Source organism: Mycobacterium mantenii, assembly GCF_001667865.1.
GTDB lineage: Bacteria > Actinomycetota > Actinomycetes > Mycobacteriales > Mycobacteriaceae > Mycobacterium > Mycobacterium mantenii_A.
In genome coordinates this window covers 68,155-89,142 of the sequence record NZ_LZJP01000032.1, presented here as the reverse complement: position 1 = coordinate 89,142, position 20,988 = coordinate 68,155, and the positions used below count along the sequence as shown (strand labels likewise).

16 protein-coding genes are annotated in these 20,988 nt (G+C 67.5%); 4 read left to right on the top strand and 12 right to left on the bottom strand.

Annotated elements, in window-relative coordinates; translation table 11 throughout:
* Positions 1 to 123: 123 nt before the first annotated feature.
* From A5688_RS05390 to A5688_RS05345, 10 genes are all read right to left on the bottom strand, one after another.
* Positions 124 to 1,026 carry an ESX secretion-associated protein EspG gene (locus A5688_RS05390; protein WP_067834975.1) on the bottom strand — a complete coding sequence of 301 codons (903 nt, stop codon included), beginning with the start codon at positions 1,024 to 1,026 and terminating at the stop codon, positions 124 to 126.
* Between the two features lie 94 nt (positions 1,027 to 1,120).
* Positions 1,121 to 1,405 carry a WXG100 family type VII secretion target gene (locus A5688_RS05385; RefSeq protein WP_007771417.1) on the bottom strand — a complete coding sequence of 95 codons (285 nt, stop codon included), beginning with the start codon at positions 1,403 to 1,405 and terminating at the stop codon, positions 1,121 to 1,123.
* Positions 1,406 to 1,456: 51 nt separating this feature from the next.
* Positions 1,457 to 1,753, bottom strand: coding sequence for a WXG100 family type VII secretion target (locus A5688_RS05380; RefSeq protein ID WP_007771418.1), 297 nt, complete (start codon positions 1,751 to 1,753; stop codon positions 1,457 to 1,459).
* 319 nt (positions 1,754 to 2,072) lie between these two features.
* On the bottom strand, positions 2,073 to 2,372 hold the full coding sequence (locus A5688_RS05375; RefSeq protein WP_007771419.1) for a PE family protein: 300 nt from the start codon (positions 2,370 to 2,372) through the stop codon (positions 2,073 to 2,075).
* Positions 2,373 to 2,851: 479 nt separating this feature from the next.
* Positions 2,852 to 4,072, bottom strand: coding sequence for a PPE family protein (locus tag A5688_RS05370; protein WP_067838915.1), 1,221 nt, complete (start codon positions 4,070 to 4,072; stop codon positions 2,852 to 2,854).
* 332 nt (positions 4,073 to 4,404) lie between these two features.
* Entirely contained in the window at positions 4,405 to 5,655 is a 1,251-nt protein-coding gene (locus A5688_RS05365) for a PPE family protein (RefSeq protein WP_067913380.1), read from the bottom strand.
* Between the two features lie 458 nt (positions 5,656 to 6,113).
* Entirely contained in the window at positions 6,114 to 7,337 is a 1,224-nt protein-coding gene (locus tag A5688_RS05360; protein ID WP_067838909.1) for a PPE family protein, read from the bottom strand.
* A 7-nt stretch (positions 7,338 to 7,344) separates the two neighbouring features.
* Entirely contained in the window at positions 7,345 to 7,644 is a 300-nt protein-coding gene (locus A5688_RS05355) for a PE family protein (protein ID WP_067838906.1), read from the bottom strand.
* A 73-nt stretch (positions 7,645 to 7,717) separates the two neighbouring features.
* Positions 7,718 to 8,977 carry a PPE family protein gene (locus A5688_RS05350; RefSeq protein ID WP_067838903.1) on the bottom strand — a complete coding sequence of 420 codons (1,260 nt, stop codon included), beginning with the start codon at positions 8,975 to 8,977 and terminating at the stop codon, positions 7,718 to 7,720.
* 497 nt (positions 8,978 to 9,474) lie between these two features.
* Complete coding sequence (locus tag A5688_RS05345) at positions 9,475 to 9,669, bottom strand: ferredoxin (protein ID WP_067838900.1); 195 nt, start codon at positions 9,667 to 9,669, stop codon at positions 9,475 to 9,477.
* 289 nt (positions 9,670 to 9,958) lie between these two features.
* Between A5688_RS05345 and A5688_RS05340 the strand changes: the two genes are divergently transcribed.
* Complete coding sequence (locus tag A5688_RS05340) at positions 9,959 to 11,122, top strand: cytochrome P450 (protein ID WP_067838898.1); 1,164 nt, start codon at positions 9,959 to 9,961, stop codon at positions 11,120 to 11,122.
* A gap of 42 nt (positions 11,123 to 11,164) precedes the next feature.
* Here the strand turns inward: A5688_RS05340 and eccCa are convergent, their stop codons facing one another.
* Positions 11,165 to 15,325 carry a type VII secretion protein EccCa gene (eccCa, locus tag A5688_RS05335; protein WP_067838895.1) on the bottom strand — a complete coding sequence of 1,387 codons (4,161 nt, stop codon included), beginning with the start codon at positions 15,323 to 15,325 and terminating at the stop codon, positions 11,165 to 11,167.
* Complete coding sequence (gene eccB, locus A5688_RS05330) at positions 15,322 to 16,839, bottom strand: type VII secretion protein EccB (RefSeq protein WP_067913377.1); 1,518 nt, start codon at positions 16,837 to 16,839, stop codon at positions 15,322 to 15,324. Before eccB ends, eccCa begins: the two co-directional genes overlap by 4 nt.
* Positions 16,840 to 17,267: 428 nt before the next feature.
* On the opposite strand from eccB, the gene malQ reads away from it, so the two are divergent.
* The 3 genes from malQ to A5688_RS05315 are packed head-to-tail and all read left to right on the top strand — an operon-like array spanning position 17,268 to position 20,811.
* Positions 17,268 to 19,427: a 4-alpha-glucanotransferase gene (malQ, locus tag A5688_RS05325; RefSeq protein WP_067913374.1), complete on the top strand. Its 2,160-nt coding sequence runs from the start codon at positions 17,268 to 17,270 to the stop codon at positions 19,425 to 19,427.
* Between the two features lie 35 nt (positions 19,428 to 19,462).
* Entirely contained in the window at positions 19,463 to 20,344 is an 882-nt protein-coding gene (locus tag A5688_RS05320) for an LLM class F420-dependent oxidoreductase (RefSeq protein WP_067913371.1), read from the top strand.
* Positions 20,341 to 20,811, top strand: coding sequence for a nuclear transport factor 2 family protein (locus tag A5688_RS05315; RefSeq protein WP_067913368.1), 471 nt, complete (start codon positions 20,341 to 20,343; stop codon positions 20,809 to 20,811). Before A5688_RS05320 ends, A5688_RS05315 begins: the two co-directional genes overlap by 4 nt.
* The last annotated feature ends 177 nt before the right edge of the window (positions 20,812 to 20,988 follow it).

Genomic DNA, 20,988 nt, shown 5'->3' with positions numbered 1-20,988 from the left:
TTAAGAGTTGTCGTCGACACCGGTTCGAGATTTGCTGATGTCTTGAGAGAAGTATGCCGTGTTCGCAGCTCAACCGCATGTTGAGTGCAAAGACATTGGTGAACTCTGCGTTTCGCGCGAATGTCACACCCTGCTGTGAGTTTTCCACTCTCCGTAGGGAAGTGTGTCCAGCACGGTTTTGACACCCACCTGCACGAGCTGGGGGGTCGCCGGGCAGATGGCCAGCCACGCCTCACCCGACCCCGCGGTGCGGGCCTGCTGGTAAAGCGCGATCCGGCCACCGGAACCGTCTTTGAGTGACAGCACCGACGCACTCGGGCCCTTGGCGTCGTCCTGGTACTGGCGCGCGTACACCGCGACTTCGGCGGCCGGGTCGGACAGCGCCTGGCCCAGTGCGGCCACGGTCGCGGCGCTGATACCCATCCGCCGCAGGTCTCCGCCGGAGAACACGTTGAATCCCGACTCCTGCCACGACTTCGTCGCTTCCAGCATTTCCTCCAGCGGCACGTTGACCGCGTTGATGGCTGCGGGTTCGGCGTGGTGGATGGACTCGAGGGCGTCGATCACCAGCGACGCGATCGAGGCGCTGTCCGCGACGGCGACGTCGTCGACGGTGATCTCACCGCCGACGCGAACCGCCGACACCCAGTGCTGTCCGCGGCGGGCAAGGACCACCCGAAACTCGTTGTCGGGGATGTCGCGCGAGCCCGGGGGCTGGTTCTCGTCGTCGAGGACGCCGTAGGCCAGCTTGCCCCGGGACAGCAGAGCGATCACTTCGAGGTCGGGCGCGGCGAGCACCTTCATCCGCGCGGCCACATGCTCGTTGACCTGATCGTTCTCGACTATGCCCTGCTCGCGCATCACCGCCATTCCGGGATGCTCGTTGAGCCAGTCGCTCGAGTCGGTCGACACATATGGCCGGCACCGCAACTCAGGCGCGACGTGCCGGATGTCCAGCAGCGCCTGGAGCATCCAGAATCCGTCGACGTTGACAGTGATATCGGTGCGGGTGCTCTGTTGGTCCATCAGTTCCTCAATCGGTCCCTATTTAACTGCACGGAAACCGCAGGACGCGGCAGCACACCGACGGGTGGTGTGCTGCCGCGCCTGAAGTTGCGGGTTAGGCCCAGCTGGACCCAACGGCGCTGTCAGTGCTGGCCATGTTGCTGCCCGCGGACTGAACCTTCTGTCCGTGGGAGTTGGCCTGCTCGTAGATGACCTGGAAGTTGCGACCCAACTGGGTGATGAACTCCTGGCAGGCCACCGAACCCGCACCGCCCCAGAAGTCGCCGGCAGCAAGCACATCGCGAACGATGGCCTGGTGCTCAGCTTCCAAGGACGCGGCCTGGGCGCGGATCAACGCACCGTGGGCGTCTACATCGCCGAACTGGTAGTTAATGCTCATAACGGTGTTCTCCTAATGTCTTGAGATTTTACGCAGCAGCGTTTGCTGGCGCTAGCTGCCGAGGATTTGCTGCGAGGCCTGCTCTTGCTGCTCGTAGTTGTTCGCGTCGCGAATCAGTCCGTCGCGCACTCCGTGGAGCATGTTGACGATGTTGCGGAAGGCCTGGTTGACCTGACCCATGGTGTCGTACGAGGTGGCCTGGGCCTGACCGCTCCAGCCCGAGCCGGCGATGTTCATCGACGACGCCCACATCTTGCGAGCCTCGTCCTCAACGGTCTGGGCGTGCACCTCGAAGCGGCCCGCCATCGCCCGCATCTCGTGCGGGTCGGTCATAAAGCGTGTTGCCATGTCGGCTGTTCTCCTTATTACGTGGTTAATGGGTGATGTTGTAAAGACGGTGGCCGGATCGTTTACGCGTTACGCAACCGCCGAGCCGAATGAATAGAAATGACCCCCCCTTTCCGTCAGCCGGCGGCCACCGGGTGCTGTCACGGTGAGACGGACGTCAAACCCGAACCGCGGCGTTTGAGTTGACGGAGTGCGTGTTGCGATGCGGGACGCTCGGCCGGCACGGCTTCGCGGCCCGGCGATCGCCCCCGGTTGGGCAGTTACGTTGGAACCCACGTCGGTGACGATCTGTCCCAAGCCCCCGAACCGCCCGTCCGATCTACAGGGCGGCGGCTGCGTTGGCCGCTTCGGTTGCTGCGTAGGAACCGGAGCTGGTCGACAGGGTGTTCACGAACATCTCGTGGATCGCGGCGGCCTGGGCGCTCACCGCTTGGTACATCTGCGCGTGTGCGGCGAACTGAGCCGCGGTCAACGCCGACACCTCGTCGGCTGCGGCGGGTACCACCCCCGTCGTTGGGGCTGCAGCGGCAGCGTTCTGGGCGCTCAAGGTCGACCCGATGGCCTGCAGGTTCCCGGCCGCCGCGGCCAAAGCCTCCGGCTGTGTGGTCACGAACGACATATCTATTCCCTCCTGGTTCAATCCCCCGACTCTGCGAGACTAGATGACTGCGGCCCCCGGAGTCGGTGCGGAAGCCCGGTGTTTGCAATTGTTCACTTGGCGGTACGCCGAATTCATCTTTGGTAACGACACAGTAACAGCGTCTGACCTCGACCGCTGCCCCTCGCGGAGCGGTCATAGCAAACGGTACCAGCCCCCGGTCTAAAAAGTTGCTGGTAATCGTCACCCGGAACGCTGTGGCTACGCTGGCCGGCATAAAAATCTGATCGTCGATTAACCCGTCGCGACGAGTCGATGTCACGACCATCCCCGCTGACGAGCCGTCCAGACCTCCTTTCGCCCATTTCAGCGGTCCGATTGCCCCGGTGGCCGCCGAACGCGGATCCCGGAAGCGATCGTGAAAACTCGAGGCACGTCATGCTGTCAACGCTGGCTGCTGCGTGGCCATTGGCGACGCCGATCCGCCCGGGGTGCGGTGCTCAGCCGGCAAACGGCGGTCGGGCCATGACGGTGGGCCGGAATCCGTACTTGGGACCGACCGCGCCGTGCCCGCCGGCACCGGCACCCGCCAGCGGCATACCGCCGAGCAGGTTTCCCGGCCCGCCGGCGGCCTCCGGGGCAGCGCTGATGCTGCTGACCGGGATCGCGTGACCCAGCGCCGGCGCGGCCGGCGCACCCGACCACGCCACCGGCACCGACAGCTTGCCGCCCACCGAGGCCGCGCTGCCCAGCGCCGCCACAGGATGCGCGGCCGCCGCACCGCCACCCAACATGCCACCCAAACCACCCAGACCCGGCAGGGCCTTGGCCACGGCCGGGGCCGCACCACCGAGGGCACCGGTCGATTTGGCGATCTGCGTGAAAGTGTTGGCCATGCCGGTACTGAAGTACGGCAGACCCTCGGTGTTGTAGAACAAACCCGCAAATGGGCTGTAGCCGTTGACGAGCGTGCCGAGGTTGGTGGGCAAGGTGGTCTGCCCGGTCAACAGGAACCAGATCTCGGACAACGGATCGGTGGCCGTCGTCGCGGCGGTCGTCGCGTTGGTCGTCGCGTTGGTGGTGGTGGTCGCCGCGGGCGTCGCCAGCGACTGCAGGGTCTTCGAGGTGTTGGTCGCCGTCGAATTCGCCGTCGCGTTGGTGACGGCGGCGGCCTGAGTGGCCTGACCCGACTGGTTGGTGACCTCGGGCGCCTTCTGGAACTGCGCCACCTTCGTCGCCGACGCCGACTGGCCCGCGTAGCCGTACATCGCACCCGCGTCCTGGGCCCAGTACTCGCCGTACTGAGCCTCCAGCTGCGCGATCAGCGGGGTGTTCTGCCCCAGTACGTTCGTCGCCTGCAGCTGCTGCGATTGCATCCGGTTGGCCGCTATCAGCGGGGGCGGCACCGACGAGGCCAGCGCCGTCTCGTACGCCGCGGCGGCCGCACGCGCCTGGGTCGCCGCCTCCTCGGCCTGCGCGGCCGTCGTGGTCAGCCAGGCCACATACGGTTGGGCCGCCTGCGCCATCGCCGTGGAGGCCGTCCCCAGCCACTCCTCGCTGTTCAGCGAGGTGATCACGTTGTCGTAGCTCAGCGCGGCCGAGTTGAGCTCGGCCGCCAGCGCGCTCCACGCCGACGCCGCAGCCATGAACGAACCCGACCCCGGACCCGAGTAGATCCGCGCCGAATTGAACTCCGGTGGGAACGCCCCATAATCCACCACGAATATGCCCCTTAACCTATGCCGTTCGAATCGATGCGTCGGGTAGTGAAAAACGTTAATCCGCTGGTGACCACCGCCGCGCCGGTCGGTGGCGTAGCAGCTGTTTGGCGCGCCTTTGCGCCGGATGCCCGGGCCAGTCGCTCGGCGCCCGCCGGCCGCCCGAACTCCGGCCCCACTAGGGAGCGTGAGCTGCGGGAATCGTCGGGCGGGAGTACCTGCCGGCCGGGCGCCGGGCGGTGTGATGCCGGCGCTGCCGGGCGCACGTGTGTGGCGGCCGGGGATAAAATCCGGCCGCGGATAAAGGTGAGGGAGTACATGCCCGATTCCGCCGCTCATCCGGCCGACGGCGGGCGTGTCAGCACGCTGTAGCGGAAACCGTATTTGTTGACGTAGCCCGCGGCCGCGGCGCCGCGGCGCCCGAACGACCCGACCGGCATGCCGCGCAGCAGACCATTGGCAGGCGAATTCGCGCCACCGGTCGCCGCGGCCTCAGCCGTGGTGGCCTCCTCCGACAACGCCGCCGGGCTCACCGCCGAGGTCGACGTCCCCCAATGCTGGGGCACCGAGAGCATCCCCACCCGGGCGGCCTGCCCGGTACCCGCGGAAACCGCACTCACGTGGCCCACCCCGCCCAGGTTGCCCAGGCCCAGGCTCGCGAACTGCGGAGTGGGGTACCAGGCACCAGCGGCACCGGCCGTGCTACCACCGGGACCAGACACCAACTGCTGGGCCAGCTGCGACCAAAAGGCCACGATGCCGTTCGAGAAGTAGCCAAGGCCTGTGGTCTGTTTGAGCAGCACGGTGTAGAGGGTGGGATTCAGCCCCAGGTAATTGTTCGTCGGGGTCGGCAGGCCCGACTGCATGAAGTTCTGGATCGCACTCGTGAGCCAGGTGAACGGTCCCGGCTGCGACGCGCTCGCTTGCGTCACCGCCGCCTGAGTCGTGGTGGCCGACAACGCTTGTGGCGTCGCCAGCTGTGCCGTGCTCTGTGCCGTGTTGCCCGCCGGTTGGGCTAGGGCCTGGGCGACCGCGGCGGCCTGGTCCGAACCCGCCTCCGGGGTGGTCGTATTGGGCGGTGACGTGAACGGGGTCAGCTGCGAGGCCGACGCGGACGATGCGGCATAGCCGTACATCGCGGCCGCGTCCTGGGCCCACATTTCCATGTACTGGGCCTCGGTCGCCGCGATGGCCGGCGTGTTCTGCCCGAAGAAATTCGTCGCGACCAGGTTCGCCAGCAGGACCCGGTTGGCCGCGATCACCGGCGGGGGCACCGTCATCGCAAACGCCGCTTCGAACGCCGCCGCGGCCGCCCGGCCCTGGGCCGCGGTCTCCTCGGCCTGCCCGGCCAGAACGCTCAGCCAGCTCACGTACGGCGCAACCGCCGACAGCATCGACGCCGCGGCCGGACCCACCCAGGGGGCGCTGGTCAGCTCGGTGACGACCGAGTTGTAGCCGCTGGCCGCCACACCCACTTCCGCCGCAATCTCATCCCAGGCGGCGGCCGCCGCCATCATCGGCCCCGACCCCGGACCCGCATATATGCGACCGGAGTTGATCTCCGGCGGTAATGCCCCGAAGTCCATGGCTACGAAGCACCGGGCTCGAACGACATGCATCCCCTCGACGAGTGATCTCTGGGTGATTGACCATCAGAAATTGCTTGCCTCGGAGGCTAAAACGCCACACCGCCCCCTCGCCGCCACGCGATCGGGCCACCGCTGCGGCGGCGATGGTTCGCGTGCGCTGTTCCGGTGCGGCAGCAAGATCGGGGCGTCGCCGGCCGCATGGCACCATCGCGGTCATTACCTGCAGGAACATCCCAGTAGCGCGCTCCATCACGGGCGCACGGTGCCCATCCCTGGCGCCGTTTCGGGGCGGCTGCGCCGGGGCGAAAACCCCAGCGCGGGATAAAATCCGGGCGCAGATAAAGCCGCCACGAGGTTCGCTGAGCGGGCCCCCGATGCACGCGAAAACGCGCCCTGCCGCCGATGTTCGGGGCAGGGCGCGTTGTGGTTCGCGCCGGTGTGTGGCCGGCTCGGGTCTATCCCGCGAAGGGCGGTCGGGCCATGACGGTGGGCCGGAATCCGTACTTGGGACCGACCACGCCGTGCCCGCCGGCACCGGCACCCGCCAGCGGCATACCGCCGAGCAGGTTTCCGGGCCCGCCGGCGGCCTCCGGGGCAGCGCTGATGCTGCTGACCGGGATCGCGTGACCCAGCGCCGGCGCGGCCGGCGCACCCGACCAGGCCACCGGCACCGACAGCTTGCCGCCCACCGAGGCCGCGCTGCCCAGCGCCGCCACCGGATGCGCGGCCGCCGCACCGCCACCCAACATGCCACCCAAACCACCCAGACCCGGCAGGGCCTTGGCCACGGCCGGGGCCGGCCCGGTAAGCAGACCGGTCGACTTGGCGATCTGGGTGAAGGTGTTGGCCATACCGGTACTGAAGTACGGCAGACCCTCGGTGTTGTAGAAGAGGCTGGAGAACGGGTTGTAGCCGTTGACCGCCGTGCCCAGGTTGGTGGGCAAGGTGGTCTGCCCGGTCAACAGGAACCAGATCTCGGTCAGCGGGTCCGTGGCCTGGGTCGCCTGGGTCGTGGTTGTCGCCGCGGCCTTGACCGTCGAACTTGTCGCCGGCTGCGCCAGCGACTGCAACGCCTTGGTCGTGTTGGTCGCCGTCGAATTGGTCGTCGCGTTGGTGACCGCCGCGGCCTGGGTGGCCTGACCCGTCGGGTTGGTCGTCTCCGGCGCCTTCTGGAACGGCGTCACGTTCGACGCCGTCGCCGACTGGCCGGCGTAGCTGTACATCGCGCCGGCGTCCTGGGCCCACATCTGGCCGTATTGCGCCTCCAGCTGCGCGATCAGTGGCGTGTTCTGGCCCAAGACGTTCGTGGCCTGCAGCTGCTGCGATTGCATCCGGTTGGCCGCTATCAGCGGGGGCGGCACCGAGGAGGCCAGCGCGGTCTCGTAGGCCGCGGCTGCCGCACGCGCCTGGGTCGCCGCCTCCTCGGCCTGCGCGGCCGTGGTGGTCATCCAGGTGATGTAAGGCGCCACCGCCTGGGCCATGGTCGCCGACGCCGTGCCGGTCCAATCCTCACTGCTCAGCGCGGTGACCACCTGCTCATAGCTCAGCGCCGCCGAGTTGAGCTCGGCCGCCAGCGCGCTCCACGCCGATGCCGCGGCCATCAAGGACCCCGACCCCGGACCAGAATAGATCCGCGCCGAATTGAACTCAGGCGGAAACGCTCCGAAATCCAACATCATTGACTCCTTAAACAGTCGCGGCCGCGTTGGCCGCCTCAGTCATCGCGTACGACCCGGAGCTGGTGCTCAGGGTGTTGACAAACATTTCGTGGATCGCCGCAGCCTGAGCGCTGACGGCCTGGTACGACTGCGCGTGCGCGGCGAACTGCGCCGCGGTCAATGCCGACACCTCGTCGGCAGCCGCGGGCACCACCCCCGTCGTTGGGGCCGCCGCCGCGGCGTTCTGGGCGCTCAGCGTTGAGCCGATGGTTTGCAGACTTCCCGCTGCGGCGGCGAGCGCCTCGGGCTGCGTGGTCACAAAAGACATCTAGATTCTTTCCCTTCCGTAGTGCCCGGCGAGGCTTGCGTTGTGGTGGTTCATGGCATTCATCTGGCTTCCGTTATCCGGCCGACGGTGGGCGGGTCAGCACGCTGTAGCGGAAGCCGTATTTGTTGACGTAGCCGGCGGCGGCGCCGCGGCGCCCGAACGACCCGACCGGCATGCCGCGCAGCAGACCATTGACAGGCGAATTCGTCCCGCCGGCCGCCGCGGCCTCCACCGTGGTGGTCTCCTCCGACAACGCCGCCGGACTGACCGCCGAGGTCAACGTCCCCCAATGCTGGGGCACCGAGAGCATCCCCACCCGGGCGGCCTGCCCGGCACCCGCCGAGACCGCACCGACGTGGCCCACACCGCCCAAGTTGCCCAAACCCAAGCTCGCGAACTGCGGAGTGGGATACCACGCACCAGTGGCACCGGCCGTGCTACCACCGGGACCGAAGACCAACTGCTGGGCCAGCTGCGCCCAAAAGGCCGGAATACCATTCGAGAAATACGCAAGACCGGAGGTTTGCTTGAAGATCGTCGTGTAGAAGGTGGCGTTCAGCCCCAGGTAGTTGTTCGTCGGGGTGGGCAAACCGGACTGCATGAAGTTTTGGATCGCACTCGTGAGCCAGGTGAACGGCCCGGGCTGCGACGCGCTCGCTTGCGTCACCGCCGCGGGCTGAATCGCTGAAGATGCGTTCAGCGTCGCCATTTGCGAAGTCGCGTGGGCCGTGGTTTGTGCGGTGTTGCCCGCCGGCTGGGCGAGGGCCTGGCTCACCGCGGCCGCCTGGTCGGCACCCGCCTCCGGGGTGGTCGTGTTTGGCGGCGTGACGAACGGGCTCAACGTCGAGGCGGCCATCGACGAGGCGGCGTAACCGGACATGGCGGCGGCGTCTTGCGCCCACATCTCCATGTACTGCGCCTCGGTGGCCGCGATCGCCGGAGTGTTCTGCCCGAAGAAATTCGTGGCAATCAGGTTCGCCAGCAGGACCCGGTTGGCCGCGATCACCGGGGGCGGCACCGTCATCGCAAACGCGGCCTCGAACGCCGCCGCGGCCGCCCGGCCCTGGCTGGCGGTCTCCTCAGCCTGTGCCCCCACCGCACTGAGCCAGCTCACGAACGGGGTGATCGCCGAGACCATCGACATCGATGCCGGCCCCACCCATGGCCCGCTGGTCAACTCGGTAACCACCGAGTTGTAGCCGCTGGCCGCTACACCCAATTCCGCCGCAAGCTCGTCCCAGGCGGCAGCCGCGGCCATCATTGGCCCCGACCCCGGACCCGCATATATGCGACCGGAATTGATTTCGGGCGGTAACGCCGCGAAGTCAAACACCGTGTCCTCCTCAGTCGGCCGGGAACGCGAGCGGTCTCGGCTGTCACATAGGAATCAGTGGTGGCCGTGGTCACGGCTCTGTAGACGACGCCACCGGTTGGCTGCCGATTCGGTGAGGAGTCACTGAGCGATGCCATCCGCCTGCGACCCCATCAGCTGAGCCTGATGACGCATACTGACCGATTGGCTGCGTCCGCAAAGGTGGTCTCCCACCGCGCTTCTCGGACATCTGGTCAGGAACGACATGCACCTTCTGGCCTCGGCTAATCCCCCACTATCAGCAACCGAGCGGCAGCTCGCGTGTGCCCGAACTGCCGCCCGGCACTGAGATTAGTTCGTTATGAGGCAAACACCGACACCCCAAAGCCACCTGTTCATCAATGGCCAGCCACTGTTCATTCCCGGTCGGCGAGAGTTCATAAATGGCAACGGATTGTTCATCGATCGTTTGCCTATCGACCAATCGACGGCGGGGCGCCTCCAGGCGGCGCGCGCCGTCAGTCGTCTTCGAGAATCAACGCCATTTCGGGGCAGGAAGCGACGCCGTCGCGGGTCGATTGCTCGTCCTCGGGCCTGACCTCGCGCGCCTCGAGAATCGAATAGCCCGACTCGTCAATGGGAAACAGGTCCGGGTCGACGGCGTAACACTGGGCGTGGCCGACGCATTTCGACTGTTCCAGACGAACCCTCACGAGGCTTCCTCCCTTGGCGGCCCGGTACGCCGGTCAACGTCGTCGCGATCGGCCGGGCTCGGGTTTCACGATTCGATACTCAGATTAGTCGGTCGGTAAAGTGTCGAAGATGTTCGCCAACCGATTCCGGGCACCGGAAACCTTGGATTAGTTCAAGCAGCCGGATCGTGTTCCTTTGCCGCGCATGCAATATTGATGTGCCGCCACGTGTTGATATCGCCCGAGTCCGACAAAGGCGCAATCGCGTCGGGGTTATTCACCACAGACAGACAACCGGAGATCGAAGCGCATGAGCGAAGGCCAACAGGGTTCCTTCTACCTACCCCGGCTTGATTTCGCCGAACTACCGATGACGGTTGATCGGGGCCTCGGGTGGAAGGCACTGCGCGACGCCGGACCGGTGGTCTTCATGAACGGCCACTACTACATCACCCGTCGCGAGGATGTGCTGGCCGCACTGCGCAACACCAAGGTGTTCTCATCGACGGTGCTGCAGCCCCCGGGACACCCATTGCCGGTGCTGCCACTGGCCTTTGATCCGCCGCAACACACCCGCTACCGCCAAATTCTGCAGCCGTACTTCAGCCCGCACGCGTTGAGTAAGTCGCGTCCGGTGCTGCAGCGTCACGCCAGCGACATGATCGGGGCCCTGGCCGGCCGGGGCGAGTGCGAAGTGATGGCGGATTTCGCGCACCTGTACCCGTTTCAGGTCTTCATGGACCTCTATGGCCTGCCGCTGGAGGATCGCGACCTTCTCATCGACTGGAAGGACGCCGTCGTCAGCGAAAAGCCCTTCATCACCCAGGCCGACGTAGAGAAGTCCGAGCGGTTGCTGGCGTATCTGGTCGACGCCATCGCGCAGCGCCGGCAGAACCCGGGGTCGGACATGTTGTCGAAAGTGATGACCGGCAAGGGTGACTTCACCGACCTCGAACTCCTGGGCATGAGTCACCTGTTGATCCTGGCCGGGCTGGACACGGTGACCGCGGCCATCGGATTCTCGCTATTCGAATTGGCACGCAGGCCTGCGCTGCGCAAGGAGTTGCGCGACAACCCAAGGCAGATCAGGGTTTTCATCGAAGAGATTGTCCGGCTCGAACCGTCGGCACCCGTGGCGCCGCGGATCACCACCGAATTCGTCGAAGTCGGCGGCATGACGCTGCCGCCCGGTACATCGGTGCGGCTGTGCATGGCGGCGGTCAACCGCGACGACAGCGACGCGATGTCCACCAACGAGCTCAACATGGACGGAAAAGTCCACCGGCACTGGGGATTCGGCGGTGGGCCGCACCGCTGCCTGGGCTCTCACCTCGCACGCATCGAATTGACGGTGATCGTCGCGGAGTGGCTCAGCCAGATTCCGGATTTCGAATTGCCCGAGGACTACTCCCCCGTGATCAATTACCCGTCAAAGAGCTTCGCGCTCAAGGCATTACCGCTGCGCTGGGGCTGAATCCTGGTGTAACCGGTCAGCCCCGGCGCAGCCGCGCCCGTCTTACTTACGCAGCTCGGTCGCCGCGACCTGGACGAACACGCCGGTGTCCTCGGCCATCAGCAGGCCTCGACCACGCGGCAGCGGACCACCCTTCATCTTGCCGCGGATGAATCCCTCGTCGGGGTCGGCGTCCATCACCAGCAGCGGCGCGTTCGCCTGGGCCAGTGCCCGCAGCATCGGGTCGCTGCCGGCCGAGGACCAACCACCGAACGTGCGCGTGACGATCACGTGCAGGCCGACGTCCGCCGCCCGGGTCACCCACGGGGCGGCCTTGTGCAGCGGCGAGTCGAAACCTGCCGGCAGCTGCTGGATGTCGTCAACGATCAGGAAGATCTCCGGCCCGCTCCACCAGTTCCGCGACAGCAACTCCTCGGCGGACAACCCCGGCGGCGGCTCGCGGCCGGCCAGGACCGCGGCCAGTTCGCCCATCATCGCCTGGACGCCGTCGAGGTTGTAGGCGAACTTCTCCACGTAGTCGGAGCCGAGCGCGGTCAGCAGCTGACGGCGCGGGTCCACCAGCCACACCTGCGCCGAGGGCTGCCCCGGCGGTGGTGTCGGCGCGCTGGTTGCTCCGGGTGCGTACAACCGCCCGATCTCGGACATGATGGTGGCCAGCGTCGTGGTACGCCCACATTCGCGACGGCCGGTCACCATCAGGTGCGCGTTCTCGGCGAAGTTGAGATACACCGGCGACAGGTCCAATTCCGAGATGGCCCAAGCGATTCCGCCCGCACCGACGCCCTGACGGGTGTCTTGCGCGGCGAGCTCCCGAAGCTGTTCGACACCGAAGATCGCCGGCAGCCGGCGCACCGGCGGAGCCTGACCGCTCGTGATCCGGCTGACGGCTTCGACGATGCTGTCGGACTCGAAGCGGTTGTCCGGCGTGCTGGCCAGCGCGGGCCGCGCCACCAGTGTGTGCAGACCGGATTGCGGGTCGGCGTCGAGGCGGACGTAGTTGACCGCGACCATGCCGCGACCCGGTTTGACCGGAACGTCCTTGGCGAACCGGGAACGCACCAGCTTGGCGTCCTCGACGGCGGCCAGCCGCAGCTCGACCCGGGAGCCGAAACCGCTGCGCACCGGCGGCCGCAGCTCCGATTCGCGATCGGCGGTGACCACCACGTGCACCCCGAACGAGGGGCCCTGGTTGATGATCACGTTGACCTGCTCGATCAGGACCTCGTTCTCCTCGGCCAGCGCACGGTAGTTGTCGACCACCAGGTAGACGTCGCCGAACCCGTCGTTGGGAACCGGGCCGGGCTCGCCACCGAACTTCCGCCGCCGGAACACCTCCATCGAGGCGATCCCGTACTCGAGGAAGCTGCGCTTGCGCTCGCGAACCAGGGCCAGCAGTTCGGCCACCGTGCGGCGCACACCGTACGGGTCGGTCGGGCCGGCCACCTCACCGACGTGGGGCAGACGGGCGACCGTGGTCAGCGCGGTGCTGCTGTAGGCCAGGCAGTAAAACTGGATCTGCTCGGGTGTGTGGGTCAGTGCCGCCGAGCAGATCAGCGTCTGCAGTGCGGTGGTCTTACCCGAACCACCGGCGCCCAGGATCAATACGTTGGCACCGGGCCCGGAGGTGTCGACCGTCCACGGCGGCTGGTCATGCTTGAAGGGACGGTCGATGATCCCGATCGGGAAGACCAGATTCTGCGCGGTGCCGTAGTCCTGCTGCCAGGGGTGGCCGAGGAACCGGTTCACCAACTCGTCGATGGCGACGGGCCGGTCCAGCGGCGGCTGCCACAGCCGGTACGGCTGGAAGTCGATCTTGCGCAGCTGGTCGATGATGACCGTACCGACCTTGGGCGTCCTGATCCCTTCGGCGTCGTCCTCAGTGGCCTCGATCGGGAGCGCGTCACCGTTCGCCGGGATGGCCGGGGTGATTTCGGGCCCGCCGACGCTGACCTCCAGCGGGGTGAACGAGTTGGTGAACAGCTGCGGACGGACGTAGTCGATGCTGTGCACCAGCGCCGGCGCTTCGTCCCCGTCGTCGGTGAGGCCGCGCGGGAAGTAGTCCCGCCACAGGAACTCGGCCTGGAATCGGGTGATGTCTTCCAGGCTGCGGCGAAAGTAGCCCAGACCGGCCTGGGCGGGCAGGTTGACCGCGTTCGGCACACCGGCCGCCTGCGCCGCACCGGCGGTACGCGCTTTCAGCACCAGCCGGTAACCCATGTTCTCCATCAGCTTTTCGGCGCGGCTCTCAATGGTCTGCGACGCCATCATCAGGTGGATCCAGTACGCGCGGCCCTGACGGCCGATCGAGTCGAGGACGTCGACCGCCGTCGGCATGATGCGGAACCACTCGTAGAACTCGTCGATGACGACCACGAGCATCGGCAGCGGCGCCATGTCCTGGCCACGCGCGCGCATCCGGCTGCGGACCGAGTTGTATTCCTTGGCGTCGTCGACGCCGGCGCTGTCGCAGATCGCCTTGCGGCGCGCGATTTCACCCCACAGCGCGTCGAGGAAGCGCTCCATCAACGCCTGGTCTTCTTCCAGGTCGGTGATGATCCGGGACACGTGCGGCACGCCGGCGAACGGCTTGACCGCCGACCCACCCTTGAGGTCGGCCAGCACAAACTGCAGCTCCTCCGGCGGGTGGCTGAGCATCAGCGATTCGATCACGGTTCGCACCAAGGTCGACTTACCCGAACCGGTCGTACCGGACATGACGCCGTGCGGACCGTCGCCGCCTTCGTCCAGCGACTTCATGTCCAAGAACAGCAGCTCGCCGTTGTCGGAACGGACACCGAACGGCGCACGCAGCCGCGACCGGCCCATCGAGTCGTTGCGGCTACCCCACAGCGACTGGAAGTCGATGTGGCCGGGATCGTCGATTCCGTAGTAGGCCATGATGTCCCGGGCGCCGATGTGCGCCACCCGCTGGCCGATCTCTTCGTATGCCTCGGCAAGGCGCCACCGTGCCAGCTTCTGCGAGAACTCCTCCGCCTCGGCGATGCTGATGTGGTCGGTGAGGGCGAAGAACCACGGCTTCTCGTCGATGACCATCCAGGTGTCGCGGTCGCGGGGCAGCGCCTCGATCACACCCTTGTCGTCGAACCGCAGGGTGCGCTCCGGAACCGCACTCCACATCGCGGAGCCGGTGAGGTCGAAGAACGTCACGCCGTCGACGCCCTCGCCGCTGATCACGTACTCCCATTGCGGGTCGACGACGTCGGCGATGATGACGGTGTGGGGCGTCGGCGTCTGGGCCGACGAACTCGCGTGGCGGGGCGTGAAAGACCCACGGCCGGCGAACAATTCGGCCTGCTCGGCGGCGAACTCGCGCACCGCGCTGTACACCATCCGCGCGTTGCCGGCGGCGTCCTGGCGGCGCGGGTCACCGAAGTGCGGCAGCCACTTCACCCAGTCCCATTCGTCCAGATTCGAACTGACCACGATCATCCGCATGTGGTCGGGGCCGTGCGAGAAGGCCAGCTGGCAGATGATCGCGCGCATCAGCCCGACGACCTGCTCGCGGTCTCCGGCCAGCGAGTACCACGGCTCGACCAGCACCGAGATCATCTTGGGCAGGTTGTAGACGACGCTTTGATAGCGACCGAATTCCTGAAGTGCCTTACCGGTCACCGGCTCGAGCTCGATGTCGGTGGGCATGTTCTGGGGCTCACCCCAGGTCACCTCGGGACGCGTCATCCCGACGCCGACACGGACCACGCCGAAGTTCAGGTCCTTGCCGTCGGGCTTGCGTTCCCACATCCGCGACGACCCGACCGCGGCGGCCAGGGTGGTTGGTGCCGGGTGGAACCACCGGTAGTTGGCGTCCATGCTGTCGGCCGACTCGTGCGCGGTCTCGCGCAGCATGTCCAGCATCAGCATGAACTGGGCACGCATCGAGTCCAGCTTGGGCCGGCTCATCTGCTGCTGGCCGCCGAACCGGCCGCCGAACATCATCATCGCGACGCCACCGATCATGAAGATCGGGAAGATCGAGCCCGCGCCACCGAACACGTGCGAGCCGCTGGCGAAGGTCATGGCGACCATACCGATCAGCAGGCCGACCACCACGACGCCGACCACGATCAACCACCAGGGCTTGCCCTCCGGCGGCGGAATGCTCAGGGGCGTCGGGAGGACGATGTTCTCCGGCTTGATTACCGGAGGCTTCTCCGGCGTCGGCCGCGCAAATCCACGTTTCACTTCGGTACCGTCAACTCTCCTGGGGACATATCCATCGGTAGCGTGTCGTGCTGCACCAGCGCATCCGCCCGCGACAAGGTCGGCCCTTGCGGTAGCAGTCGCAGCGCCACCCACGGCGCCAGGCCCGGTTTCGTCTTCAGGCCCAACGCCTCTCGTACCTCGCGGGTGTCGTCGACGCCGAACCGGGCGCCCGCATCCGTGAGCCACCACAGAGACTCGGTCGTCTTGGCTCCGGGATCGTTTCCGGTGACGGCCACGAAATTCGCATAGTCGGGCCCGAAGAAGACCTGGTCGGCCTCGCGGCCGGTGGTGTCGGCCTTGACCAGCGACACCACCTTGCTGATGTCCTTCTGCTCGACCGGAATGGTCGCGCCGGAGATGACCTGGACACGGGCCCGGTTTTCACCGGAGGTCTTCTGCCACCACCAGCACGTCGCCGGGTTCTCGCGGATGTCCATCACGTTCAGCGGCGCGTCCGGGTAGGACGACAGGTCCAGCTTGTTGACCACAGGCATCCTGGCCAAGGCGGACGGCTCCACGGTCACCGGTTTGGTGTTGCCCGGTCCGGCGTTCTGCAGGATCTGGGCCACCAGCGGCGGCAGCGTCTGCACACCGTCGGCCAACACCAGCGAATACTGTTGCGGCCCACTGATCTGCGGGGTGACGATCACCGTGCCGATCGGGCCGGGCGCGTTCGGGAACGACGCCCCGGCGCCCGCATTCTGAATCTGCGGCACCGTCAGCTCCGGACCCACCGGCAGCGCGTCGTAGAGGGCGCGGCTCATCGGCTTCGCCAAACTGACCTGCTCCGGGGTGAGCCCCAGCGGCAGCAGCACCGATCGGTTCGACCCGTCGATGCGCGAGCGGCGTCCGTCCCGGATGACCCAGGCGTCCCCGCTGTAGTTCAGCACCACCGCGTCCGACCCGGTCAGCACCCGCCGGTGGTTGCTCAAATCCGGGTTGCCGTCGATCACCGTCACCGTCACACCGGACGGCGCCCCGGAACCGGTCGAGTTCGCCACGGTGTCGCAGACCAGCCAGGACGAGGCGGCCGGACTGCTCGGGTGGAAGCTCGACGGTGCACCGGGGATGCCCACCATCGGTCCGCGCGGCAGCGTGGCGATCTGGTTGGACTTGACCAGGTGCGGGTTGTCCGGGCGGCCGGTGATCAGCCGCGCCGACGCCAGGTTCAGGGCCGGATACAGCTTCTCTCCGACGCGGACGTACAGCGCGCCAGAATCGCGGTCGGCGATGATCGGCGATTCGTTGATCTGGCCCGCCGGGCTGATGAAGGAGTAGAGCAGCGCGCCCAGGCAGATCACCAGCGCAGCGGAGATCGACGCCACCACGGCGAGGTTCTGGCGCCGTCCCGGCTCGACCTCCATGCGGACGCGCCACCGGGTCAGTGCCATCGCGGTCCGGCGCGCAAGGAACTGATAGCCGGTCACCTGGGTCCGCGTCGACAACCCGAGGCCGTACCCCGACCCGCGCTGCCCGCGACTCTCTTCCGCCACTTAATTCACCATCCGGTCTGCTGATGCGCCTGGATATTGTCCCTGGAAAACCGATCCAGCGCGAATTACATGACAACCGTAAGGCACCTGCGAGGACCTCGCCACGCGGCGCCAATGCGCATTCACTTCTACATCTCTTTATGCACCCGGATCCGGCCGCGTTCATCGCGCCGGGCCGCCAGCGAGGTCGGCACCGACATGCGCCACTGAGCTGGCAGTTTCTCTTCCCCCACGGATGAGCTGAACGGATCCTTTTCGTCTCCTCAGGGCATCGTAGTGGCCGCGGGCCGTCTCGTCCTGTCGAGCGCACGACGCCCTTGCCGGGAGGACGGATAAATGAATGGCAGGCCACCGCCCAGCAAAGATTGCGCTAACTCGCGCCGGGTCCGAGTCGCCGGCCGCCGAATCCGGACAGCAAGATGACGGGTATGGCTGAACTCGCACCGTCGCTGATCGAACTCGCCCGCAGGTACGGCATCGCGACGGACTACGAGGACTGGACCGGCCGCCGGGTGGGGGTTCCCGAGGCGACGTTGAAGGCGGTGCTGGGCGCCCTCGGCGTCGCGGCCGACAACGAACAGGAGCGCAACGTCGCGCTGACCGCGAAGCTGCGGTCGCACTGGGCGCGCCGGCTGCCGGCGACCATCGTCGGGCGTACCGGCGAGCAGATCCGGTTCTGGGCGCACGTCACCCACGGCGATCCCGCCGAGCTGTGGTTGCAGCTCGAAGACGGCACGGTGCGCGGCGGTGTCGAACAGGTCGACAACTTCACCCCGCCCTACGACCTGGACGGGCGCTGGGTCGGCGAGGCCAGCTTCCTGCTGCCCGCCCACCTGCCGCTGGGCTATCACCGGGTGCACCTGCGCTCCGGTGACTGGAAGACCAGCACCGCGCTGATCGTGACGCCGGACTGGCTCGGGCTGCCGGAGCGGCTCGGCGCCCGACGCGCGTGGGGCCTGGCCACGCAGCTGTACAGCGTGCGGTCGCGGCAGTCGTGGGGGGTCGGCGATCTGACCGACCTGACCGACCTGGCGGTGTGGTCGGCGTCCCGCCACGGCGCCGACTACCTGTTGGTCAATCCCCTGCACGCCGCGGCCCCGACCAAGCCGATGGAGCCGTCGCCGTACCTGCCGACGTCGCGGCGCTTCGTCAACCCGCTTTATCTTCGCGTCGAGGCGATCCCCGAATTCGCCGACCTGACCAAGCGCAGCCGGGTCCGCCGGCTGCGCTCGGAGGTCCAGCAGCGCGCCGGCCGCGTCGACGCCATCGACCGCGACGGCTCGTGGGCGGCCAAGCGGGCAGCGCTGCGGCTGCTGCATCAAGAACCGCGATCGGCGGGACGGGAGCTGTCCTACAAGGCATTCCGCGACCGGGAGGGCCGCGCGCTGGACGACTTCGCCACCTGGTGCGCGCTGGCCGAGAAGTACGGCGACGACTGGCATTCCTGGCCCGGGGCGCTACAGCACCCGGACGCTTCCGGGGTCGCGGCCTTCGTCGAAAAGCATTCGGACGCGGTCGATTTCCATCGCTGGCTGCAGTGGCAACTCGACGAGCAGCTCGCCGGGGCGCAGTCACAGGCAATCCGGGCCGGGATGGCGTTGGGCATCATGCATGACCTGGCCGTCGGTGTGCATCCCAACGGCGCCGACGCCTGGGCGCTGCAGGACGTGATGGCGCTCGGGGTGACCGCGGGCGCCCCGCCGGACGAGTTCAACCAGCTCGGCCAGGACTGGTCGCAGCCGCCGTGGCGGCCAGACCGCTTGGACGAGCACGAATATCGGCCTTTTCGCGCGCTGATCCGCGCGGTGCTGCGGCATGCCGGCGGGGTGCGCATCGACCACATCATCGGCTTATTCCGGCTCTGGTGGATCCCGCGGGGCGCGTCACCGACCGAGGGCACCTACGTGCGGTACGACCACGAAGCCATGATCGGCATCGTCGCCCTGGAGGCGCACCGGGCCGGCGCCGTCGTCGTCGGCGAGGATCTCGGCACGGTCGAGCCCTGGGTGCGCGACTACCTCTTGTTGCGGGGCCTGCTGGGCACCTCGATCCTCTGGTTCGAGCTGGACCGCGACGGTAACGGCGGTCCGCTGCCGGGCGAGCGCTGGCGCGAGTACTGCCTGTCCTCGGTCACCACCCACGACCTGCCTCCGACCGCCGGCTATCTGGCGGGTGACCATGTGCGCCTGCGCGATTCGTTGGGGCTGCTGACCCGGCCCGTCGACGAGGAGCTCGAGTCCGACCGGGCCGACCTGGCCGCGTGGATGACCGAGCTGCGCCGGGTCGGGTTGCTCGACGACGGCGACGAGGACGACCCCGAGCAGGTCGTTCTGGCGCTGTACCGCTATCTGGGCAGGACGCCGTCGCGGCTGCTGGGCGTGGCGCTGACCGACGCGGTCGGTGACCGCCGGACTCAGAATCAGCCCGGCACCACCGACGAATACCCGAACTGGCGGGTGCCGCTGACGGGTCCCGACGGGCGCGCGGTGATGCTCGAAGACGTCTTCACCGATCGCAGGACCGCCACGCTCGCCGAAGCGGTGCGTGCCGCGATCGCACCCGTCGCCGCCGAAAGCACGGCCCGCTAGTCGCCCGCTCGGGTGCCTTGTTAGCTTCGGAAGCCATGAAGGTCTCAGTCGTGGCTCCGGTCGCCGACGGTGTCACCGCGGACCCCGACTGGATGGTGGCCTTCGCGCGCCACCTCGAAGCCTGCGGGTTCGAATCGATCGTCGTGGTCGAGCACACCGTTTTGCTCACCCGCTACGACAGCGTCTATCCCTACGACAATTCGGGACGCGTCGGCCTGGCCGCGGACTGCCCGATCCCCGATCCGCTTGACCTGCTTGCGTTTCTGGCCGGCCACACCAGCAGCCTGGGGTTGGCCACCGGCGTGCTGGTGTTGCCCAACCACCACCCGGTGGTGCTGGCCAAGCGGGCCGCCACCGTCGACGCGCTGTCGGGCGGACGACTGCGCCTGTGCGTGGGGGTGGGCTGGCTCTCCGAAGAGCTGGCGGCCTGCGATGTGGAGTTCGACAGCCGTGGCCGGCGGGCCGACGAGCAGTTGGCCGTCATGCGGGCGCTGTGGGTCCAGCGGCCCGATGGGGCGTCCTTCGCGGGCGAATTCTTCGGCTTCGAGGACATCATGTGCTATCCGAAGCCCGTTGCGGCCGAACATCTCCCGATTCACATCGGCGGGCACAGCCGGGCCGCCGCACGCCGCGCCGGACGCCTCGGCGACGGATTCCAGCCACTCGGGGTCACCGGGCTGCGACTCGAGTCGCTGCTCACGCTCATGCGCGACGAGGCGTCGGCGGCGGGCCGCGATCCGGCGGCGCTGGAAGTGTCATTGGGCCATTCGGTCGCCAAGATCGATGCCGAGCGCGCGGGCGGCCTGGCCGATCAGGGCGCCGACCGTCTGGTGCTGGCCATGCCGCCGACCAGCGATATCGAGCAGGCCAAAGACCTGTTGTCGGCGTGTGCGCAACGGCTGTCGTTGAGCCCGTGACGCTTTCCGCCGAACAGCGCGCCGCGCTCAGCGATGTGGTGCACCGGTATGCGGCCCACGTGGATGACCGCGAATTCGGTGCTGTCGCAGACCTTTTCGCCGCCGATGCGGAGCTGGTGGTGCCCGCACCGCCGGCCGAGCTGCGCCCGGTCCATTCGCATCGCGGACGGCAGGCCATCACCACCGCGGTCGCGGCCGTCGCCGCGGTCGCCCGCACCGAGCACGCGATCGTCGGTGAGGTGTACGACGCGGCCGCGGAACCCGGCACCGCGCGCGGGCGCATCGCGTGCGTCGCGCACCACTGGAACGAGCGCGACGCCGAGGTGGTGGACGTGGTGTGGCACCTGCGCTATGACGACGCGTACGTGCTGACCGACGCGGGATGGCGCATCAGCCGCCGGGCATTGACGGTCAACGCCATCGAGACCGGGCCGGTGCGCCGGCTGCTGCCGCAGGACCCCGACTAGCGTGTTGGCAGCAGATTGTGCGCACACTCACAGCTAACCTCATCAATTCGTATCTGCGGCGCAAATCGGGGCTTTCTTTGGGTAGGTGCGGCTAACGCCGCCGAGGCTCACCCAGATTTTGCGCGCTGGACGCGCTCACCGGTCATTGTCGCCGCGAGCGACGGGGCGACCGGGGCC

Excerpts from the sequence above, each read along its gene's own strand:
- A5688_RS05390 (WP_067834975.1), bottom strand. The coding sequence starts at position 1,026 with ATGGACCAACAGAGCACCCGCACCGATATCACTGTCAACGTCGACGGA.
- A5688_RS05385 (WP_007771417.1), bottom strand. The coding sequence starts at position 1,405 with ATGAGCATTAACTACCAGTTCGGCGATGTAGACGCCCACGGTGCGTTG.
- A5688_RS05380 (WP_007771418.1), bottom strand. The coding sequence starts at position 1,753 with ATGGCAACACGCTTTATGACCGACCCGCACGAGATGCGGGCGATGGCG.
- A5688_RS05375 (WP_007771419.1), bottom strand. The coding sequence starts at position 2,372 with ATGTCGTTCGTGACCACACAGCCGGAGGCTTTGGCCGCGGCGGCCGGG.
- A5688_RS05365 (WP_067913380.1), bottom strand. The coding sequence starts at position 5,655 with ATGGACTTCGGGGCATTACCGCCGGAGATCAACTCCGGTCGCATATAT.
- A5688_RS05360 (WP_067838909.1), bottom strand. The coding sequence starts at position 7,337 with ATGATGTTGGATTTCGGAGCGTTTCCGCCTGAGTTCAATTCGGCGCGG.
- A5688_RS05355 (WP_067838906.1), bottom strand. The coding sequence starts at position 7,644 with ATGTCTTTTGTGACCACGCAGCCCGAGGCGCTCGCCGCCGCAGCGGGA.
- A5688_RS05340 (WP_067838898.1), top strand. The coding sequence starts at position 9,959 with ATGAGCGAAGGCCAACAGGGTTCCTTCTACCTACCCCGGCTTGATTTC.
- malQ (WP_067913374.1), top strand. The coding sequence starts at position 17,268 with ATGGCTGAACTCGCACCGTCGCTGATCGAACTCGCCCGCAGGTACGGC.
- A5688_RS05320 (WP_067913371.1), top strand. The coding sequence starts at position 19,463 with ATGAAGGTCTCAGTCGTGGCTCCGGTCGCCGACGGTGTCACCGCGGAC.